The following is a 16,406-nucleotide window of genomic DNA, read 5'->3' as shown; positions in this document are numbered from 1 at the left end:
CCTGGTCTCTGGGCTCGGCGACGCCGTCCTGCCAGGCTGACCTCCAGCACCGAGGAGGTGGCGAGGGTGGCGAGGGCGCAGCGCGATTGGACACCGGAGGTGTTCACGACGGCCGCACGGGAGGCCGGTTTCGAACTCGACGAAGCGCAACGGGCCGCGGCCGCGCGACTGCTCCGCCTCGGTGCGCACACAGCAGGCCGCCGCTCTCGCTTCCGAGCAAAACCGACTCGCGGAGTCTATGTCTGGGGACCCGTCGGGCGCGGTAAGAGCTGGCTGGTCGACACGTTCTTCGACGCCGTGCCGGTCAGCCGGAAACGCCGCGTGCACTTCCACGAGTTCTTCCGCGAATTCCATGCCCGCTACGCGGCCCACCGTCACGAACGCCGCGCCTGCGATCGCGCGGTGCGCGACCTGCTGGGCGACTACCGGCTGGTGTGTTTCGACGAGTTCCATGTGCACGACCCCGGCGACGCCACCATCATGGCGAAGGTCGTGAATTCTCTTTTCGCCCAGCGGATCACCCTCGTCGCGACGTCGAACTATCCGCCGTCGGGTCTGCTGCCCAACCCGATCTTCCACCACTTGGTCGAGCCGTTGGCCGCCACCCTGGAGAGTGCGCTGGACATCGTCGAGGTCGCCGGTCCACAGGACTACCGCCGCACGCACCGGCCGGGCACACCGGCCGCGGAATTCGAGCGCGGCCGCTATCTCTGGCCGGGAACCGGCAGCCAACTGTCCGACGCGGGCCTGGTGGCGCCGGCGGCGGCCGAACGCCACCGCATCGTGCTGGGGGGTCGCGCCGTGACGGCGCGGGCCGTGCGCGGTGAATCGGTGTGGTTCGATTTCGCCGATCTGTGCGACGCCCCGTACTCGACCATCGACTATCTGACACTCGCGGACAGATTCCGCACCTGGACCCTGACCGGCCTGCCACCCTTGGCGACGACCAACCGCGACGCGGCCCAGCGCTTCGCCAACCTCGTAGACGTCCTCTACGACCGGGACCGCCGGCTCGAACTGATCGCCGCGGCATCGCCCGCCGAGACGCTCACCGGCGATTCCCTGCCTCTCGACATCCAGCGCACCGCAAGCCGCCTCGCGCTGCTGTCCGTCCGCGCCGAACGATACGAACCGGGAACACCGGTGACGGCAACCCCGGACACCTTCGATACCGCCTTCACCCGCGCCGCCGCACCAGGTGACCGCTCAACAGCAGCGCCCAGCTGACCGCGATCGCGGCGGCGAGACCCACCGGATAGTTGCGGTCCAGCAGGCTCGAATTGCCCGCGGCGGGAGACAGCAGAACCGGCAGCGCGACCAGAACCAGGGTGACCGTGCAGACCGCGCCACAGGTGAGTACGCCCCACCACGTCGGCGCAACGACCCGGCCGACTGTGTAGCCGGCGGCGGCGCACACCGGGGCGAACACCGCGTCGTGCAGCAGGATCCCGACGAGAGCCCAGAGCGCGATCTCACGGACGGCGCCTGGGCCGAGGTCCGCGAGCAGCGTGAGGCCGTAGCCGCCGAGGGCCAGTCCGACCAGCAGGAGCAGGATACGGACGGTGGTCATCGGATCACCTCGATGCGGGAGAGCCATTTGGTCTGCAGCACGCCGGGACGGTTCGGGGCGATGAGCCGGCACGGATAGCCGTGATCGAGATCCAGGGTCTCGCCGTTGAGCGCGAGCGCGACCAGTGTGCGGTCGTCGACCGCGTGCGGCCGCGGCAGCCGCGATATCCGGTAGACACCAGCGGTTTCCAGCGATTCGAACCGGACCTCGCCGGGTTCCACTCCGCCCACCGCCGCCAACAGATCGCGCAGCCGGACCCCGGTCCAGTCCGCGGTGGCACTCCATCCTTCGACGCAGGCGATGGGGAGGCGGGCCGTTGTCTGCGGGAGGGCGAGCAGTTCGGCGCGGGTGAATTCTCGACGCTGATCGCCGACGGCCACCGTCAAACGGTAGGCGGGGTCGCGGGCCGACTTCTCGATTCCGGCGCGGGCCGCGGTGCGGTTCACCGGCAGCCCCTGCGGCCCGGCACCGCTGCGCGGCGCGAGCACAGCCAGCGGACGGAGGAACCCGACGGATTGCCCGGCGACGCTGAGGACGGCGGCGACGGCCGCGGTTCCCGCCCCGGCCAGCGCGGCGCGGCGCGACAGCCGGACGGCGGGTTCGGGTGGCGAGGAAACCGGTGGACGCGCGCGCAACGCCGCCCTGATCACCGGAAGTTTCACCGCCAGATGAACAGCCAACGCGCCGACGGCGAGGTAGGCCATCGCGTAGTGCGCGGCGGGAAAGTAGAAGTCCCACCAATAGAACTGCGCGATATTGGACAGGCCGGTGGCGAGCTGGAACAGGACCGACCCGACCAGCACCGCGATCGACAGCCGCTCGAGCGCACGCCGCGGGCCCCCGAGGATCGGACGCGCGAACAACCTCGGGTACACCGCCCACAGTTTCACCAGCACCAGCGGTACGGCGGCGATACCGGACAGCACATGAGTGCCCTGGGTGACGCGATACAGCCACGCCGGATTCGCCGGCCACCAGAACCAGGCCGGTGGATGCTGGATCAGGTGGCTCAACAGTCCGGTGAGGAAACAGAGGACGATCGCCGCGCCGAGCCATCGCCCCACCCGCGAAGCCACCTGGGGCCCCCGGCCGGTCATCACCGGACCCGCTCGTTCGACAGATGATCGGGCACGACCGGGGATACCCCGGCCGCATACCGGCGCCGGAGCACGACAGGGAGCCGGGCGGATTCGCTCTGATCTGCGGGCACAGCAGTGACGTTAGGCGCGAAACCGGGTGAAATCCGTGACCGAACGATGACGGCGCGTGCTACCGGCTCGGGTCCCTGCGCGCGGATATCCGGCTCTGTCCGGCCGGGCGCGTGGTGCGGATTCGACTATCGCACGGTATGGCGCGCTTGCCCAGTCGCCGACGACAACCGGCCTGGTGGGCGGTGGTGCCGGGAACGGGCATCGGCCGAAACGACCACCTCGGGTAACGCCCACTGTCGCAATCGTTCTCGAAGCGGAGTGCGTTCTGCGGATAGGGTGACCACATCACCAGCGACAGGGAGGGGTGCGCTCGATGCTCGTCATCGCCGACAAGCTCAGGTCGGGTGCGGAGAAGCGGGTCGCCGCCTGGCTCCGGAAATGGCAGGGGGACTACCGGGTCCCCGGGGTCGCGATCGCGAACTGCTTCGTTTCCGGGCAGGAGGTCGACCTGGTGATCATCACGCCGCACACCACTGTCGTCTGCGAGGTCAAGGGCGTGAACCCCGAGATCACCAGTGGCGTCCTGCACTGCACCACCAACAGCCGGTGGAAGGTCCCGGGGTACGAGGGCGACCCGGTCGGCGTGCGCCAGAGCGATACCACCCCCTACGACCAGGTCCGCGAGGGGCTCTTCAAACTGAAATCGGCGGCCGGCCAGGTGGGCGGGCCCACATTCGTGAGCGGTCTCGTGGTCGTGGTGCCGCCGCGCGGATCCACCGTGCGCCTCGACAAGAGATCGGCCCCGCAGGGTTGCGACGTACTCCTGTGCGACACCCAGAATCCGCTCCGTGCCTGGTTCCATCGTGCCCATCACCGCAGCGCCGTCGTATGGACCGCGGAGCAGGCGTACGCCTTGATCGAGGCGCTCGAGCACGGTGGCAGCACCTCGGTGGCCGATCTGGAGGCGGCGGGATTCCCGCTGGAGGCCTCCCCGGCACCGGTCCCAGCTCCCGCCTCGGTCCCAGCTCCCGCCTCGGTCCCAGCACCCGCCTCGGCACCTGCACCCGCTGCGCAGCCGCCGCAGGCTCGCACGCGATCGGAGCCCACGCCGTCAAGAGCTATGGCGCCGGATCCCCCGCCACCGCGTCCTATGCCACCGCCGCCCGCGCCACCGAAGCCCGCAGCGCCCGAGCCTTCGCCGAATTCCCGGCCCCGCACGGCCGATCGCTCCCGCGTCGAAGATCGGACTGTCGTCCCCGCGCCGCCGGAGCTCGCACCGGAGCTCGTGCCGGAGGCCGCACCGCCCCCGGAGCCGTCCCCTGCGCCCGTCGAGGCTCGGCGCCGCGGCGGCTTCCAGACCGCGGCGGCGTTCGCGGCGATCGCCGTCCTCGCCGCCGGACTATGGTTGGTGGCCCAGATCGGCGGCGGCCGTGCCGACCCTGGGGAAACCTCCGATCAGCAGCAGATCAGCTCGGCCACCGAGCAGCCCGCCCCGGAGCCGCTCCCACAACCGGCGGCCGAGACGCCACCGCCCGCACCACCGGCCCACACGCAGTGTTTCCCGTTCCAGCCGAATTGCTGACGCTCAGCCGGAACGGCCGGAACACCCGGCCTACTCCCCGCCCGCGTCACCCGAGCACCCCGCCGAGGCGTACGGCCCGCTGGAGGTCTGTTCCGCCACGACCCGGTCGCCGATCAGGATCCGGCAGGTGACCACCCCGCCATCCGCGTCATTGTTCGCGGTCAGCGAGACCACGGTGCCGAAACCGCCGATGGTCACCTCCTTGCGCCACGGCATCGTGGCCACCGTTTCCCGGGCCATGCCGAGGTCGCGGCCCAGATAGGTGATCGAGACGTCGCTGCCGGTGCCTTCGACCTGGTAGGTCACGGTGGTCTCCGGGACGGACACCTCGTCCGCCTCGTCCGCGACGCCCGCGACGACAGCGAGACAGCCGCCGACGAGGCACAGGACGACCGAGACGAGCCCGCCGAGGAGCCACGGCCATCTCACCCTCGGCGACCGGCGGTATCCCGGGGGCGGCGGTTCCGCGAGCGGGTTCTGGCCGAGCGGGTGTCCCTGCGGCTGTCCGGGGTGCTCCCGCTGGTCGCCGGACGGATCGGTCAATGTGAGCTCCTCTGGTCGGGGGCACGGTCCATCGCCCCATCGGGAGGTGGATCACATTTTCTCCAATTGATGTTACATCGCTATATTCGCTGTTCAGAGCCTTGCTGGCCCGGGATTCGCCGGGGGACGCCGGATACCGCTCGACGGAACCGGTGAAAGGCGGGGCGGCAACGAATCGGTCGAACTCGCCCGGTCCATAGACCACGAGCCGCGCGGGTGGGAAGCTCGAACATGACACGTGCCGATACCGAGGACGGTGAGTCATGGTTGTCAGAGCGAACGGGGGGATACAGCCGGAGCACATCCGGAACGTGGTGCTCGTCGGCGGTAGCGGATCGGGCAAGACCACGTTGGTCGATGCGCTGGCGCTGGCCGCCGGGGCGGTCAACCGGGTGGGCCGGGTAGAGGACGGAACCTCACTGTCGGACTACGACGAGATCGAACACCGCAGGCACCGATCGGTGCAGTTATCGGTCGTACCGGTGCGGTGGGGCGAGGTGAAGATCAACCTGATCGATACGCCGGGGTACGCGGATTTCGTGGGCGAGCTGCGCGCCGGGTTGCGGGCGGCGGACGCGGCACTGTTCGTGGTATCGGCCGCCGACGGCGTGGAGGGGGTCGGCGGGACCGGTCGTGCGCTGTGGGAGGAGTGTGCGAGCGTCGGGATGCCGCGTGCGATCGTGCTGACACATCTGGACACGGCCCGGGCCGATTTCGAAGAGATGCGGCGAACCTGCCAGGCCCTGCTCGGGGGCGGGGCGACGGAGAACGTCCTGGCCCTGCACCTGCCGGTGTACGGACCGGCGGCCGCCGACGGACACCGGCCGGCGACGGGCCTGGTGGAGTTGCTGGAGCAGCGGGTCGCCGACTACTCGTCCGGGGAACAGCTCCGGACCGAACCTGGATCCGAGGATCGTGCCCTGATCGAACAGGCCCGGGACCGGCTCATCGAGGGGATCATCGCCGAAAGCGAGGACGAAACCCTCATGGACCGATACCTCGACGGCGAGCCGATCGAGCTCCCCACCCTGGTGGCGGATCTGGAACGGGCGGTGGCCCGGGGCAGCTTCCATCCGGTGCTGTTCGCGGCTCCCGCGATCGGCGACGGCCGGCACGGACTGGGCACGATCGAACTACTCGAACTGATCACCGCCGGATTCCCGACACCGGCCGAGCACACGGTCTCGGCGGTGCGGCCGGCGAACGGTTCGGGGGCGTCACGGGACTCCGCACCGGTGGCACTGCGGTGCGATCCGGCCGCCGAACTGGCCGCCGAGGTGGTCCGCACCTCGTCGGACCCGTATGTGGGCCGGGTCTCGCTGGTGCGGGTGTTCTCCGGAACCCTGCACGCCGACGACACCGTGCACATCTGCGGGCACAGCCCGGGCGCCGAGCACGACGAGGACGAACGCATCGGCGGCGTCACCGCGCCGTTCGGACGCGAGCAACGGCCCCTGAGCGAGGCCGTAGCCGGAGATATCGCCTATGTGACCAAACTCGGCCACGCCCGGACCGGCGACACGCTCTCCGGCGCCGACTCCCCCCTGCTGATCGAGCCGTGGCAGATGCCGGAACCCCTGCTGCCCACCGCCATCCGTGCCCACAGCAAGGCCGACGAGGACAAGCTTCCGCAAGGGTTGGCGCGGCTGGTCGCCGAAGACCCGGCCCTGCGGGTGGAGAACAACGAGCGGACCCATCAGCTGGTGCTGTGGTGCCTGGGCGAAGCGCAACGCGATGTCGCGTTGGAACGGCTGCACAGCCGGTTCGGCGTCGATGTCGATATCGAGGAAACCCGGGTCGCACTGCGCGAGACATTCGCGGGGAAAGCGGGCGGGCGCGGGCGCCATGTGAAACAGTCCGGCGGACACGGCCAGTACGCGGTGTGCGAGATCGAGGTGGAGCCGCTGCCGACGGGTTCGGGTATCGAATTCGTGGACAAGGTGGTCGGCGGCGCGGTGCCGCGGCAGTTCGTCAACTCGGTGGAGAAGGGGGTGCGAGCCCAGGCCGAACGCGGTGTGGCGACCGACAATCCGCTCGTCGACGTCCGGGTCACGCTGCTCGACGGCAAAGCGCATTCGGTCGATTCCTCCGATGCCGCGTTCCAGACCGCCGGCGCGCTCGCACTACGTGACGCAGCGTCCGGTACCGATATGGCGCTGCTGGAACCCGTTGCGCTGGTACAGGTCCGGGTTCCCGACGGCCATCTCGGCGCGGCTCTCACCGATCTGTCGGTGCGGCGTGCCCGCATCCTGGGCACCGAGCAGGCCGACCGGGGCCGCACCCTGATCCACGCGCAGGTACCGGAGGCCGAACTCACCCACTACGCCACGGAACTGCGGTCGCTCACCCACGGAATCGCGCAGTTCACCCGGGAGTATCTGCGGCACGACCCCATGCCCGCCCAGCGAGCGGACCGGGTTCGCGACCGATCACCGGTAACGCGCGGCTGACGCGCAGCTCCTCGATCCGCTCCCGCAGATGATCGAGGAGCCCCTGCGGATCATCGAATCCGGCGGGATCGATGGGCGCGCCGAAACGAACGGTCACCTGCCGAAGGCGGTCGAAGGCCGGCCGACGTCCCGGGCGCGGCAGGTCGGCAGCACCTCGTCCGTTCCGGTGGTGCCGACGGGCGGCCGGATGACGTCCTTACGCCGTGCCGGAGTCGAGCAGGTGGATCTTGCGTGCCAGCACGGTGCGCTCCCTGTCGTTACCGCAGCGGAGGACCGCGCGTTCGAGCTCCACTCGCGCCTCGGAGAAACGCCCCAGACGGGTGAGCAGCTCACCGCGCACGCTCGGCAGCAGATGCGAATTCGCGAGTTCGCCCGCGGCCTCCAACGCGTCGACGATCGGCAGGGCCGCCGCCGGACCCTGCGCCATCGCGACCGCGACCGCGCGGTTCACTTCGACCACCGGGGAAGGCGCCAGCCGGCCCAGCGCCTCGTAGAGCAGCACGATCCGGCCCCAATCGGTGTCCTCGACCGACGGTGCGATCGCGTGACATTCCGCGATCGCCGCCTGCAGCCCGTAGTTGCCCAGCCCGCGCCGAGCTTTCTCGGCGCGAGCCAGCGCGGCCCGGCCGCGCCGGACGGCGGACCGATCCCAGCGACGGCGGTCCTGCTGTTCCAGCAGGACCGGTTCGCCGTCGGGTCCGGTGCGCGCCGGGAAACGGGCGGCGGTCAGTTCGAGCAGCGCCAGCAGGCTGTGCACCTCGGGTTCGTCCGGGACCAGCCTGGTCAGCACCCGGGCCAGGCGCTGGGCCTCCGCGGCGAGATCGAACCGGATGAGATCGGTACCGGAGCTGGCCGAGGAGCCCTCGGTGAAGATCACGTAGACCACGCGCAGCACCGATACGAGCCGCCCCGAGCGATCGGCCGCAGGCGGGATCACGAACGGCACCCGGGCGGCGGCCAGGGTTTTCTTCGCCCGGGTGATCCGTGCTTGCACCGTGGCGGTCGGCACCAGGAAAGCCCGGGCGATCTCGTCGCTGGTGAGACCCCCGATCACCCGGAGGGTGAGCGCTACCCGCGCTTCCGGGGACAGCACCGGATGGCACGCGATGAACATCAGGGCGAGCACATCGTCGTCGATCCGGTCCGGATCCCACAGCACTTCGTCCGTCGCCCGGACCGGGTCCGCCGGCTCGCTGCCGGCGGCGACGCCGCCCTCGCCCAGGTCCCGGGCGAGGGCGGCGTACCGGTCGTCGAGAGCCGCGCGGCGGCGGAAGCCGTCGACGGCGCGACGCCGGCCGACGGTGAGCAGCCAGCCCGCGGGATTGCGCGGCACACCCTCGCGCGGCCAGGTCACCAGCGCCTCGGCCAGGGCTTCCTGGGCGAGATCCTCGGCGAGGGTGAATTCGCCGGTGTAGCGGGCGAGGGCTCCGACGATCCGCGCCGATTCGATCCGCCACACCGCGGCCACCGCCGCGCGGCCGTCGTGCCGTTCCACGTCGGGCCGGTCAGAGCTGGCCGGTGGCTTCGCGCCAGGCCCGCTCCTTCTGGATCCAGATATTGTCCTGGGGGAATTCGTCGATGGTGCTCACCCGGCGGATCTCGGTTTTGAAACCCGCACCGCTCATCGGCATCCGTTTGGCCCATTCGACGGCCTCTTCCTTGGACGCGACGTTCAGCACGTAGTAGCCGTTGAAAAGCTCTTTGGTCTCCCCGTAGGGACCGTCGGTCACCACCGGGTCCGCCGATGAGTAATCCACGACCACGGTTTCGGCGGCGTCGTCGAGGCCTTCCGCCGCGAGGAGCACCCCGGCCTGGATGAGTTCGTCGTTGAACTTGCCGACCGTTTCGAGCATCTCGGTGAAGTCGATATCGCCCATGGCGGCGAAGGCTTCGTCGGTGGCACGCATGATCAGCATGTATTTCATGATCCGGTCTCCTTGTCATCGGGGCCCCTTCCGGACCCTTTCACCCATAGGTCGAACGGGGCATCCGACGGATCGACAACCCGCCGAATATTTTTTCCCGAATATCGCGACTCGGTTCCGTTTCTGCGCGAATCCGGTAGAACGTGCTGGCCAGTGGCATAATTCTCGATCAGAACAAAGGAATCGAAGTGTGGCGTATGAGGGCGTCACCGGCGATCAGTTCCCGAGGTCCGGTGTGGCCCCTCCCATCCGAAGGGAGTTGTTATGACCACCGACCCCGCAGCACCGACCGCCGGCAGAGCCACGACCACCGGGGCGCACGCGGCGGCACAGCACGATGAGCGGCCGGTGAAACAGACCGTCGCCGGCGGCACCTCCATCGCGGCGGCGGCACTGCTGCTCGTCGCCGGATTCATCACCCTGTTCCAGGGCATCTCCGCGGCCGCCAACGACGATGTGTTCGTCGCCGGACCGCAGTACGTGTACGAACTGGACCTCACCAGCTGGGGCTGGATCCATATCGTCTTCGGCATCCTGCTGATCCTGGTCGGCCTGGCGCTCTTCACCGGGGCGCTGTGGGCGCGGGTCGTCGCGATCGGGCTGGTAGCCCTCTCGATCGTGGCGAACTTCCTGTGGATCCCCTGGTACCCGCTGTGGTCGATCCTGATCATCGCGCTCGACGTGGTGATCATCTGGGCCATCGCCACCTGGGACACCGAGCGGGTCTGAGATCTGATCCCGGCCGGTAATCGGCGGGACCGCGTCGGCACGGGGACCGGAACGCATCGTCCCCGTGTCGGCGTCCGGCCGTCGCGGCCGACGGTGCGACCATGATCGGATGACGATATCGGCGGCGGCCTCCGTGGATCCGGAACCGTCGGCGATCGTCTCGCTGTTCTGGATCGCGGCCGTCGCGGTGGCGGCGCCACTGCTGTCCCGGCTGCTGCGCGGGCTGGTCCCGGATGTGGTCGTGCTGCTGGTGGCGGGGATCGTGCTGGGTCCGCACGTCGCCGGGCTGGCGGGCACCGCGGGTGGGGTGGATCTGCTGAGCGAACTCGGGCTCGGCATGCTGTTCCTGCTCGCCGGATACGAACTGGATACCCGGCTGCTGCGCGGTGGGTCGGGCCGGACCGCGTGGCTGACCTGGGTGGCCGGGCTGGCGCTCGCACTGTTCATGGTGTGGCTGGTCGCCCCCGACGCCGGTTTCACCGCCTCCATCGCGGTCGCCATCGCGCTCACCTCCACCGCGCTGGGCACGCTGTTACCGATCGTGAAACAGGACGGCGTCCTCGAGAAACCGTTGGGCCGCGCGGTCCTGGCGCACGGGGCCGTCGGCGAGCTGGGCCCGGTGCTGGCGATGTCGGTGTTGCTCAGCGGCCACGATCTGGGCTCCTCGCTGGTGGTGCTGTTGCTGTTCGCGGCCGCGGCGGGCGTGGTGTTGTGGGTGCCGCAACGGATGCTGGACCGCCATCCCGGCGTCGACCGCGTGCTCGTCGCGCTGACCACGGGCACCAACCAGCTCCCGGTCCGAATGGTGTTCCTGCTGCTGCTGATCCTCATGGCGGTGGCCGAGGTCTTCGACCTCGACGTCGTACTGGGCGCGTTCGCGGCGGGTGTGATCCTGCGCCGCCTCATCGCCGAAACCCATCCCGGGATCCAGGACTCGCTGGAAACCATCGGGTACGGCGTGCTCATCCCGATCTTCTTCGTCGTATCGGGGATGGGCATCGACCCGTCGGCCGTCGCGGACAAGCCGCTGACCTGGGTGGTTTTCGTGCTGGCGATCGCGGTCGCGCGCGGGTCGACGGTGTGGTTGAGCGAGCGGTTCGTCCCGCACGGGGCCAATCTGGCCTTTCCGCGCGAGCGGGTGCAGCTGGCGCTGTACGCGGCCACCGGGTTGCCGATCATCGTCGCGGTCACCCAGGTGGCGACCCGGTCCGATCTCATCGGCGAGGCCCTCGCCTCCACCTTGGTGGCGGCGGGCGCGACCACGGTCCTGGTGTTCCCGATGATCGCGAAATGGGTGGGCGGCAACGCGGTCGCGGTGGGCGGGCCCGATTCAGGGGCCCGGCCGGGCGACCGGTGAGCGGCAGGCAAACGCGGACCTCGGCGCTTGTCTCCGTGTCGGTGGAGGCAAACGCCGAGGTCGTAGCGCCGCGTCAGGAACCGGCGGTGACTTCGACGATCGTCGCGCTCGGAGCGTTGTTCTGTACCGAAGCGATGCCCTTCTTGGCGGCATCACGGGTGGCGTAGGCCTGGCTCTGGGCGATCGTCTCGCCGTTTCCGGCCTTGAGACGCCAGCGGAACTTATCGCTCGCGTCGGTGAACAGTTCGAACTTGCCTGCCATGACTCACCTCGTCTCGACGTACGAGAATGGGATGCGGACCTGCGCAGAATACGTCTGCCTGTGCGTTCGGCGGACCGGGTGGGCGGGAGTCGACGCAAAGCGGTGCTGTGCCGGTGACCGGACTGTTAGCTTCGGTGGGTGGAGTTCGGGATCTATGTACCGCAGATCGTTTCGGAATTCTCGCCGCTGCTCGATATCGCCCGGACCGCGGAGCGCACCGGATTCGACAGCCTGTGGTTGTTCGACCATCTCTGGTCGCCGGGACTCCCCGAACACCCGTCCCTGGAGGCGTGGACGACCGCGACCGCCCTGCTCACCGCGACCACCACGCTGCGTGTCGGCGCCCTGGTGCTCTGCAACAATTTCCGGCACCCGGTGGTGCTGGGGCGGATGGCGACGACGCTGGACGTCATCTCCGGCGGCCGGCTCGAATTCGGGCTCGGCAGTGGTTCCATCCCCGCGGAGCACGCACAGGCCGGGCTGCCCTGGGGCTCGGCCGCGCAACGATCCGAACGGCTGGGTGAAGCGCTCGAGATAATCACCTCGATGTTCGTGGGCGAACGCACCTCGTTCGCGGGCTCGCACTATCGGGTGGACGATATTCCCAATGCGCCCGGCCCGGTGCAGCGTCCCCGACCGCCGATCCATATCGGCGGCGCCGGACCGAAGTACACGCTCCCCCTGGTCGCCCGCTACGCCGATGTCTGGAACATCCCCACCTACGGCCTGCCCGACCAGCGGCGGTTGTCGGCGTTGCTGGACGCCGAATGCACCCGTGTCGACCGTGACCCCGCCACGATCCGCCGCTCCCACCAGGCGGTCCTCGCCGTCGCCGCGACCGACCGCGAACTGCCGGAGGTCCGCGACCGCGCCCGGCGCCATTTCGGCGCCGCGGCGTTCGCGCTCGACGAAGGCTACGTCGGTACCCCGGCCATGCTGGTGGACCGGCTCGGGGAACGCGCCGACCGGGGCATCGACTCGGTGGTGTTCATGGTCGGCGCGAAACAGGCGGCGACGACCATGGAACTCTTCGCGGCCGAGGTCGCACCGAAACTGCGCGGCTGACCTTCCCGCGCGTGGGGCGTCGCCCTCGAGTCCCCCGCTCCGGCACGGCGGCGCACCGGTTCCGGCCCAGGGGTTCAGCGGTCGGGTTCAGCGGTCGCTACCGGCGCGATCGGCCGTGAGGAACTCGGTCATGGCGGATGCGACGGCCTCGGGGCGGTCCAGCATGGACAGCACGTAGGCGTCGGAGAGTTCGATCAGCCGGGCCGCCGGAATGAGTTCGGCGAGCCGGCGACCGTGGTCGCGGGGCATCACCTTGCCCGCCGCCGACCAGAGGATCAGGGCGTCGCCGCGGAATCGGCGCAGCGCTTCGGTGTTCTCGATCAGTTCGCGCGTGCGGAAGCCGGACCGGGCGTAGGCGAGCAGGTCCCGGCGGATACGGCGGTCACGCAGACCGGGTTCGGTCCAGCCGCGCACCAGCTCGTCCGGCAGCGGCTCGCGAGCCATCCAGCCGAAGAGCACCGGTAGTTCGCGCAGCCGACGGACGCGCAGCTGTCGCAGCGCCAGCACGACACCGCCCGGTAGATAGGCGGCTGCCGTCGCCGTCTTGCCCGGCAGACCCGGCGGGAAATTGCCGAACGCCTCGCACGGCAGCACGATCAGTCGGCCGACCCGCTCGTCCAACCCGTAGGCGGTGAGGAACAGCGCGCCGCCCCAGTCGCTGTGCACCAGGACGGTCTCGCGCAGATCCAGGGCGGCGAGGAAATCCGCGACGAGGTGATTCAGGCCGCGCAGACTCAGGTCCGTCCCCGGTTCGAGGGGGATGGGATGGGCGCCCAGGGGCAGGTCGGGCCGGATGTAGCGGAAGCCCGGCGGCAGCAGCTCCAGCACCGGGTCCCACACCGTGTGATTCATCAGCAAGCCGTGCAGCAGGACCACGGGCGGACCCTCACCGTGCTCCACATAGTGCACCCGACCTGCGGAAAGTTCGACCGTCGGCATCTACTGACCCCTTTCGAGCGATCGCTCTAGAGTAATTGCTCTAGTCTGGAACGGTGACCGAGAGAATGTCAACCAGCACCCGCGACCGGCTGGTCACCGCGACGACCGAACTACTGCGCACCCGCGGCTACAGCGCCACCAGCGTCAAACAGATCACCGTGGCCGCCGGTGTCCCGATGGGGTCGCTGTACCACCACTTCCCGGGCGGTAAGCCGGAACTGGCCGCCATCGCACTGCGGTCGGCGGGGGTGGCCTACGGCCGATTGATCCCGCTACTGCTCAGCCCGTACCCGGACCTGCGCGATGCCGTTCCCGCCGCCTTCGCCGCCGCGGCCGAGCAGATCGAGCAGACCGGATGGATCAATATGTGCCCGGTCGGCACGGTCGCCGGTGAGGTCGCCGATGCCGAACCCGCGCTGCGCGAGGTACTCGCCGAGATCATCGACGAGTGGATCGCCGACGGCACGGCGTACTTCGTCGCACGGGGACTGCCGGAGGCGGCCGGGCGCGAATTGATCCTCGCCATCGTCACCGCCCTGGAAGGCGCGTTCGTACTGAGCCGGACTCTGCGCTCGACCGAACCGCTGCACACGGCGGGCCGTGCCATGAGCGCGCGCCTCGGCGAACTGCTGGCCGCGCCGGAGTTCGACGCGGCGGGGGCCGCTGATCATCGGGAACACCCGGCGCAGAGCGATATCCGGCGCTAGGGCCGGCACCGGAACTCACCTCACCACGTGTCGATCCCCGTACTGCGGGCACTGTTCCGCCACCCGTCTGCCCCGGTCCGGTCACCGACCAGTTGGACCTCCAGATGCCGCGCGCCGGTGAGCAGCCGCTCTACGTACAGATCCGCGGTCCCGAAGGCGCCCGCCGCCTCGGTCCGGCACTGCGCGAACGCCGCCGGTAATTCCGCAGCCGACCGGACCACCCTGGTGCCGCGGCCGCCGCCCCCCGGCGACAGCTTTCCTCGTCACCGGCGCGGACTGCGCGGCCAGGAATTCGGCCATCTCCCGCTCCGAGGTGGGTCCGGTGGTCCCCGGCAGGACCGGCACTTCCTGTTCCTGGGCCAGCCGCCGGGCGCGGCCCTTGTCGCCGAACAACTCCAGCGTCTCCGGGGCCGGACCGACGAAAACGATCTCCGCCTTCCGGCAGGCGCGCGCGAAATCGGCGTTCTCCGAAAGGAATCCGTAGCCCGGATGGATCGCCGTCGCGCCGGATTCCGCGGCCGCGGCCAGGATCGCGTCGATATCGAGATACGCGGCCGGGCCGACGCCGGGCAGCACCACGAGTTCGTCGCACCGCGTGCAGGGCGCCGTCCTCGTCACGCGCGCGCAACCCCACCGTACCGACGCCGAGCGACTGCGCCGCCCGGAATATCCGTATCGCGATCTCGCCGCGATTGGCGACCAGGACTTTCTCCGGCTGTGCGCTCATCGGTGCCTGCCTCCCGCTCCTGCCCGCTCTCGCCGGGGCTCGGTTCCGACGCTACGTCCCCACCGTGCCCCGTCCCGCCGGTGGATGCCCGGGGCCGGGCGCCCGCTACGTCCGGGTGGGTTCCCCGGCACCCACGCCTTTCACCGCGGCGCGGTCCATGAACCCGAACAGATACCCCGCGACGCGACGCATCTGGATCTCCTCCGCGCCCTCGGTGATGCGATACCGGCGGTGATGCCGGTAGATGTGCTCGAACGGTGTGTAGCGCGAATAGCCGAGTCCGCCGTGCACCTGCATCGCCCGGTCGGCGGCTTCACAGCAGAGGCGGTTGGCCCAGTAGTTGCACATCGAGACCTGCTCGGACACCGCGAACGTGCCATAGGCGTCCATCGACCACGCGGTCTTGTGCACCAGCGCCCGCAGCATCTCGCACTGGGTGTGCAGTTCGACCAACTGGAACTGGATGGCCTGGTTCGCCGACAGCGGTTTGCCGAACGGTTTGCGTTCGTTGGCGTAGGCCACGGCCCGGTCCACGCAGTACTGCGCGGCGCCGAGGCTGGACGCGGCCTGGCGGATGCGGTTCTCGTTGAAGAAATGTTGCACGACGGCCAGACCGCGGCCCTCCTGCCCGAAGATCGCCGAGTCCGGTACGCGCACCCCGGTGAGCGAGACCCGGGCGTGGTCGGTGGGCATATTGAAGGTCCACAGGTATTCCTCGACCTTGAAGCCCGCGGTATCGGTGGGGACCAGGAACGCGGTGATCCCCCGGCCGTCGCCCGCTGCGCCGGACGTGCGGGCGAAGATCAGGTCGGCGTCGGCGATGTGCACGCCGGTATTCCAGGTCTTGGTGCCGTCGATGACCCAGTCGTCGCCGTCGCGGACGGCCGTCGTTTCCATATGGGTTGCGTCGGAGCCGTGTTCGGGTTCGGTGATGCCGAAGGCGAAGAACCGGGTTCCGGCGGCGAGGCCGTCCACCCACTGCTGCTTCTGCTCGGCGGACCCGTACTCCAGCATCAGCAGCAGGCCGACATTGTTGGCGACGACCGCGTGTTCGTTCTGCAGGTCGCAGTGCAGGCCCAGGCCGCGCCGGGCCAGATGCTCCCGGATCACGGCCATCCCGAGATTGGTGCCGTCGCGGCCGCCGAACTCCTTGGGGAACGCGTACCGGTAGTGGCCCGCGGCATCGGCCCGGCGGCGGGATTCGGCGAGCAGTGCCTCCCATTCCGCTGTGGGCAGACCGTCGCGGTCCCAGTCGGTTCGGGCGTCTTCACGGCGATGGTCGAAGAACCGGATATTGTCGTCGGCCTGTTCGAGTGGTTCGATCTCGCGCTCGATGAAGTCGTCGAGTTCGGTGAGATAGGCCGACAGGTCGGTGGGCAATTCGAAATCCACGGTCTCT

General features: G+C 69.6%; 16 protein-coding genes and 1 pseudogene. 7 read left to right on the top strand and 10 right to left on the bottom strand.

Annotated elements, in window-relative coordinates; all coding sequences use genetic code 11:
• The first annotated feature begins 66 nt into the window (after window positions 1–66).
• Window positions 67–1,227, top strand: coding sequence for a cell division protein ZapE (gene zapE / locus OG804_RS01460; protein WP_328393047.1), 1,161 nt, complete (start codon window positions 67–69; stop codon window positions 1,225–1,227).
• On the opposite strand, the gene OG804_RS01455 is transcribed toward zapE, so the two are convergent.
• Entirely contained in the window at window positions 1,178–1,570 is a 393-nt protein-coding gene (locus tag OG804_RS01455; protein WP_328393045.1) for a hypothetical protein, read from the bottom strand. The genes zapE and OG804_RS01455 overlap by 50 nt on opposite strands.
• The gene (locus tag OG804_RS01450; RefSeq protein WP_328393043.1) at window positions 1,567–2,667 is read right to left on the bottom strand and encodes a molybdopterin-dependent oxidoreductase; all 1,101 of its coding nucleotides are present in this window, start codon (window positions 2,665–2,667) and stop codon (window positions 1,567–1,569) included. Before OG804_RS01450 ends, OG804_RS01455 begins: the two co-directional genes overlap by 4 nt.
• Window positions 2,668–3,094: 427 nt before the next feature.
• On the opposite strand from OG804_RS01450, the gene OG804_RS01445 reads away from it, so the two are divergent.
• Window positions 3,095–4,303, top strand: coding sequence for a nuclease-related domain-containing protein (locus tag OG804_RS01445; RefSeq protein WP_328393041.1), 1,209 nt, complete (start codon window positions 3,095–3,097; stop codon window positions 4,301–4,303).
• A gap of 30 nt (window positions 4,304–4,333) precedes the next feature.
• On the opposite strand, the gene OG804_RS01440 is transcribed toward OG804_RS01445, so the two are convergent.
• Entirely contained in the window at window positions 4,334–4,846 is a 513-nt protein-coding gene (locus OG804_RS01440; RefSeq protein WP_328393039.1) for an MmpS family transport accessory protein, read from the bottom strand.
• A gap of 263 nt (window positions 4,847–5,109) precedes the next feature.
• Between OG804_RS01440 and OG804_RS01435 the strand changes: the two genes are divergently transcribed.
• On the top strand, window positions 5,110–7,296 hold the full coding sequence (locus OG804_RS01435) for an elongation factor G-like protein EF-G2 (protein WP_328393037.1): 2,187 nt from the start codon (window positions 5,110–5,112) through the stop codon (window positions 7,294–7,296).
• A gap of 196 nt (window positions 7,297–7,492) precedes the next feature.
• On the opposite strand, the gene OG804_RS01430 is transcribed toward OG804_RS01435, so the two are convergent.
• Window positions 7,493–8,791 (bottom strand): RNA polymerase sigma factor, encoded by a 1,299-nt coding sequence (locus tag OG804_RS01430; protein WP_328393035.1) that lies wholly within the window; start codon window positions 8,789–8,791, stop codon window positions 7,493–7,495.
• Window positions 8,792–8,801: 10 nt separating this feature from the next.
• On the bottom strand, window positions 8,802–9,221 hold the full coding sequence (locus tag OG804_RS01425) for a YciI family protein (RefSeq protein WP_328393033.1): 420 nt from the start codon (window positions 9,219–9,221) through the stop codon (window positions 8,802–8,804).
• A gap of 264 nt (window positions 9,222–9,485) precedes the next feature.
• On the opposite strand from OG804_RS01425, the gene OG804_RS01420 reads away from it, so the two are divergent.
• Window positions 9,486–9,950: a DUF7144 family membrane protein gene (locus OG804_RS01420; protein WP_328393031.1), complete on the top strand. Its 465-nt coding sequence runs from the start codon at window positions 9,486–9,488 to the stop codon at window positions 9,948–9,950.
• A gap of 109 nt (window positions 9,951–10,059) precedes the next feature.
• On the top strand, window positions 10,060–11,307 hold the full coding sequence (locus OG804_RS01415) for a cation:proton antiporter (protein WP_328393029.1): 1,248 nt from the start codon (window positions 10,060–10,062) through the stop codon (window positions 11,305–11,307).
• A 73-nt stretch (window positions 11,308–11,380) separates the two neighbouring features.
• On the opposite strand, the gene OG804_RS01410 is transcribed toward OG804_RS01415, so the two are convergent.
• Complete coding sequence (locus OG804_RS01410; RefSeq protein WP_328393027.1) at window positions 11,381–11,569, bottom strand: YegP family protein; 189 nt, start codon at window positions 11,567–11,569, stop codon at window positions 11,381–11,383.
• A gap of 138 nt (window positions 11,570–11,707) precedes the next feature.
• Between OG804_RS01410 and OG804_RS01405 the strand changes: the two genes are divergently transcribed.
• Window positions 11,708–12,634 (top strand): LLM class flavin-dependent oxidoreductase, encoded by a 927-nt coding sequence (locus tag OG804_RS01405; protein WP_328393025.1) that lies wholly within the window; start codon window positions 11,708–11,710, stop codon window positions 12,632–12,634.
• Window positions 12,635–12,721: 87 nt separating this feature from the next.
• On the opposite strand, the gene OG804_RS01400 is transcribed toward OG804_RS01405, so the two are convergent.
• Window positions 12,722–13,573 (bottom strand): alpha/beta fold hydrolase, encoded by an 852-nt coding sequence (locus tag OG804_RS01400; protein WP_328393023.1) that lies wholly within the window; start codon window positions 13,571–13,573, stop codon window positions 12,722–12,724.
• A 65-nt stretch (window positions 13,574–13,638) separates the two neighbouring features.
• On the opposite strand from OG804_RS01400, the gene OG804_RS01395 reads away from it, so the two are divergent.
• Window positions 13,639–14,280 (top strand): TetR/AcrR family transcriptional regulator, encoded by a 642-nt coding sequence (locus OG804_RS01395; RefSeq protein WP_328393021.1) that lies wholly within the window; start codon window positions 13,639–13,641, stop codon window positions 14,278–14,280.
• Window positions 14,281–14,300: 20 nt separating this feature from the next.
• Here OG804_RS01395 and OG804_RS32220 read toward each other — a convergent pair whose 3' ends face one another.
• The 3 genes and pseudogenes from OG804_RS32220 to OG804_RS01385 form a co-directional block, all read right to left on the bottom strand.
• Window positions 14,301–14,501 carry an ATP-binding protein gene (locus tag OG804_RS32220; protein WP_442941715.1) on the bottom strand — a complete coding sequence of 67 codons (201 nt, stop codon included), beginning with the start codon at window positions 14,499–14,501 and terminating at the stop codon, window positions 14,301–14,303.
• A gap of 235 nt (window positions 14,502–14,736) precedes the next feature.
• Window positions 14,737–15,007: pseudogene (locus OG804_RS32215) on the bottom strand (biotin carboxylase N-terminal domain-containing protein); the annotation flags it as partial.
• Window positions 15,008–15,112: 105 nt separating this feature from the next.
• A complete protein-coding gene (locus OG804_RS01385) occupies window positions 15,113–16,399 on the bottom strand; it encodes an acyl-CoA dehydrogenase family protein (RefSeq protein WP_328393017.1) in 1,287 nt (428 codons plus the stop codon).
• Window positions 16,400–16,406 lie beyond the last annotated feature (7 nt).

The organism is Nocardia sp. NBC_00416 (assembly GCF_036032445.1).
In the GTDB taxonomy this organism is placed as follows: Bacteria; Actinomycetota; Actinomycetes; order Mycobacteriales; family Mycobacteriaceae; genus Nocardia.
This window is presented reverse-complemented; position numbering and strand designations above follow the sequence as displayed.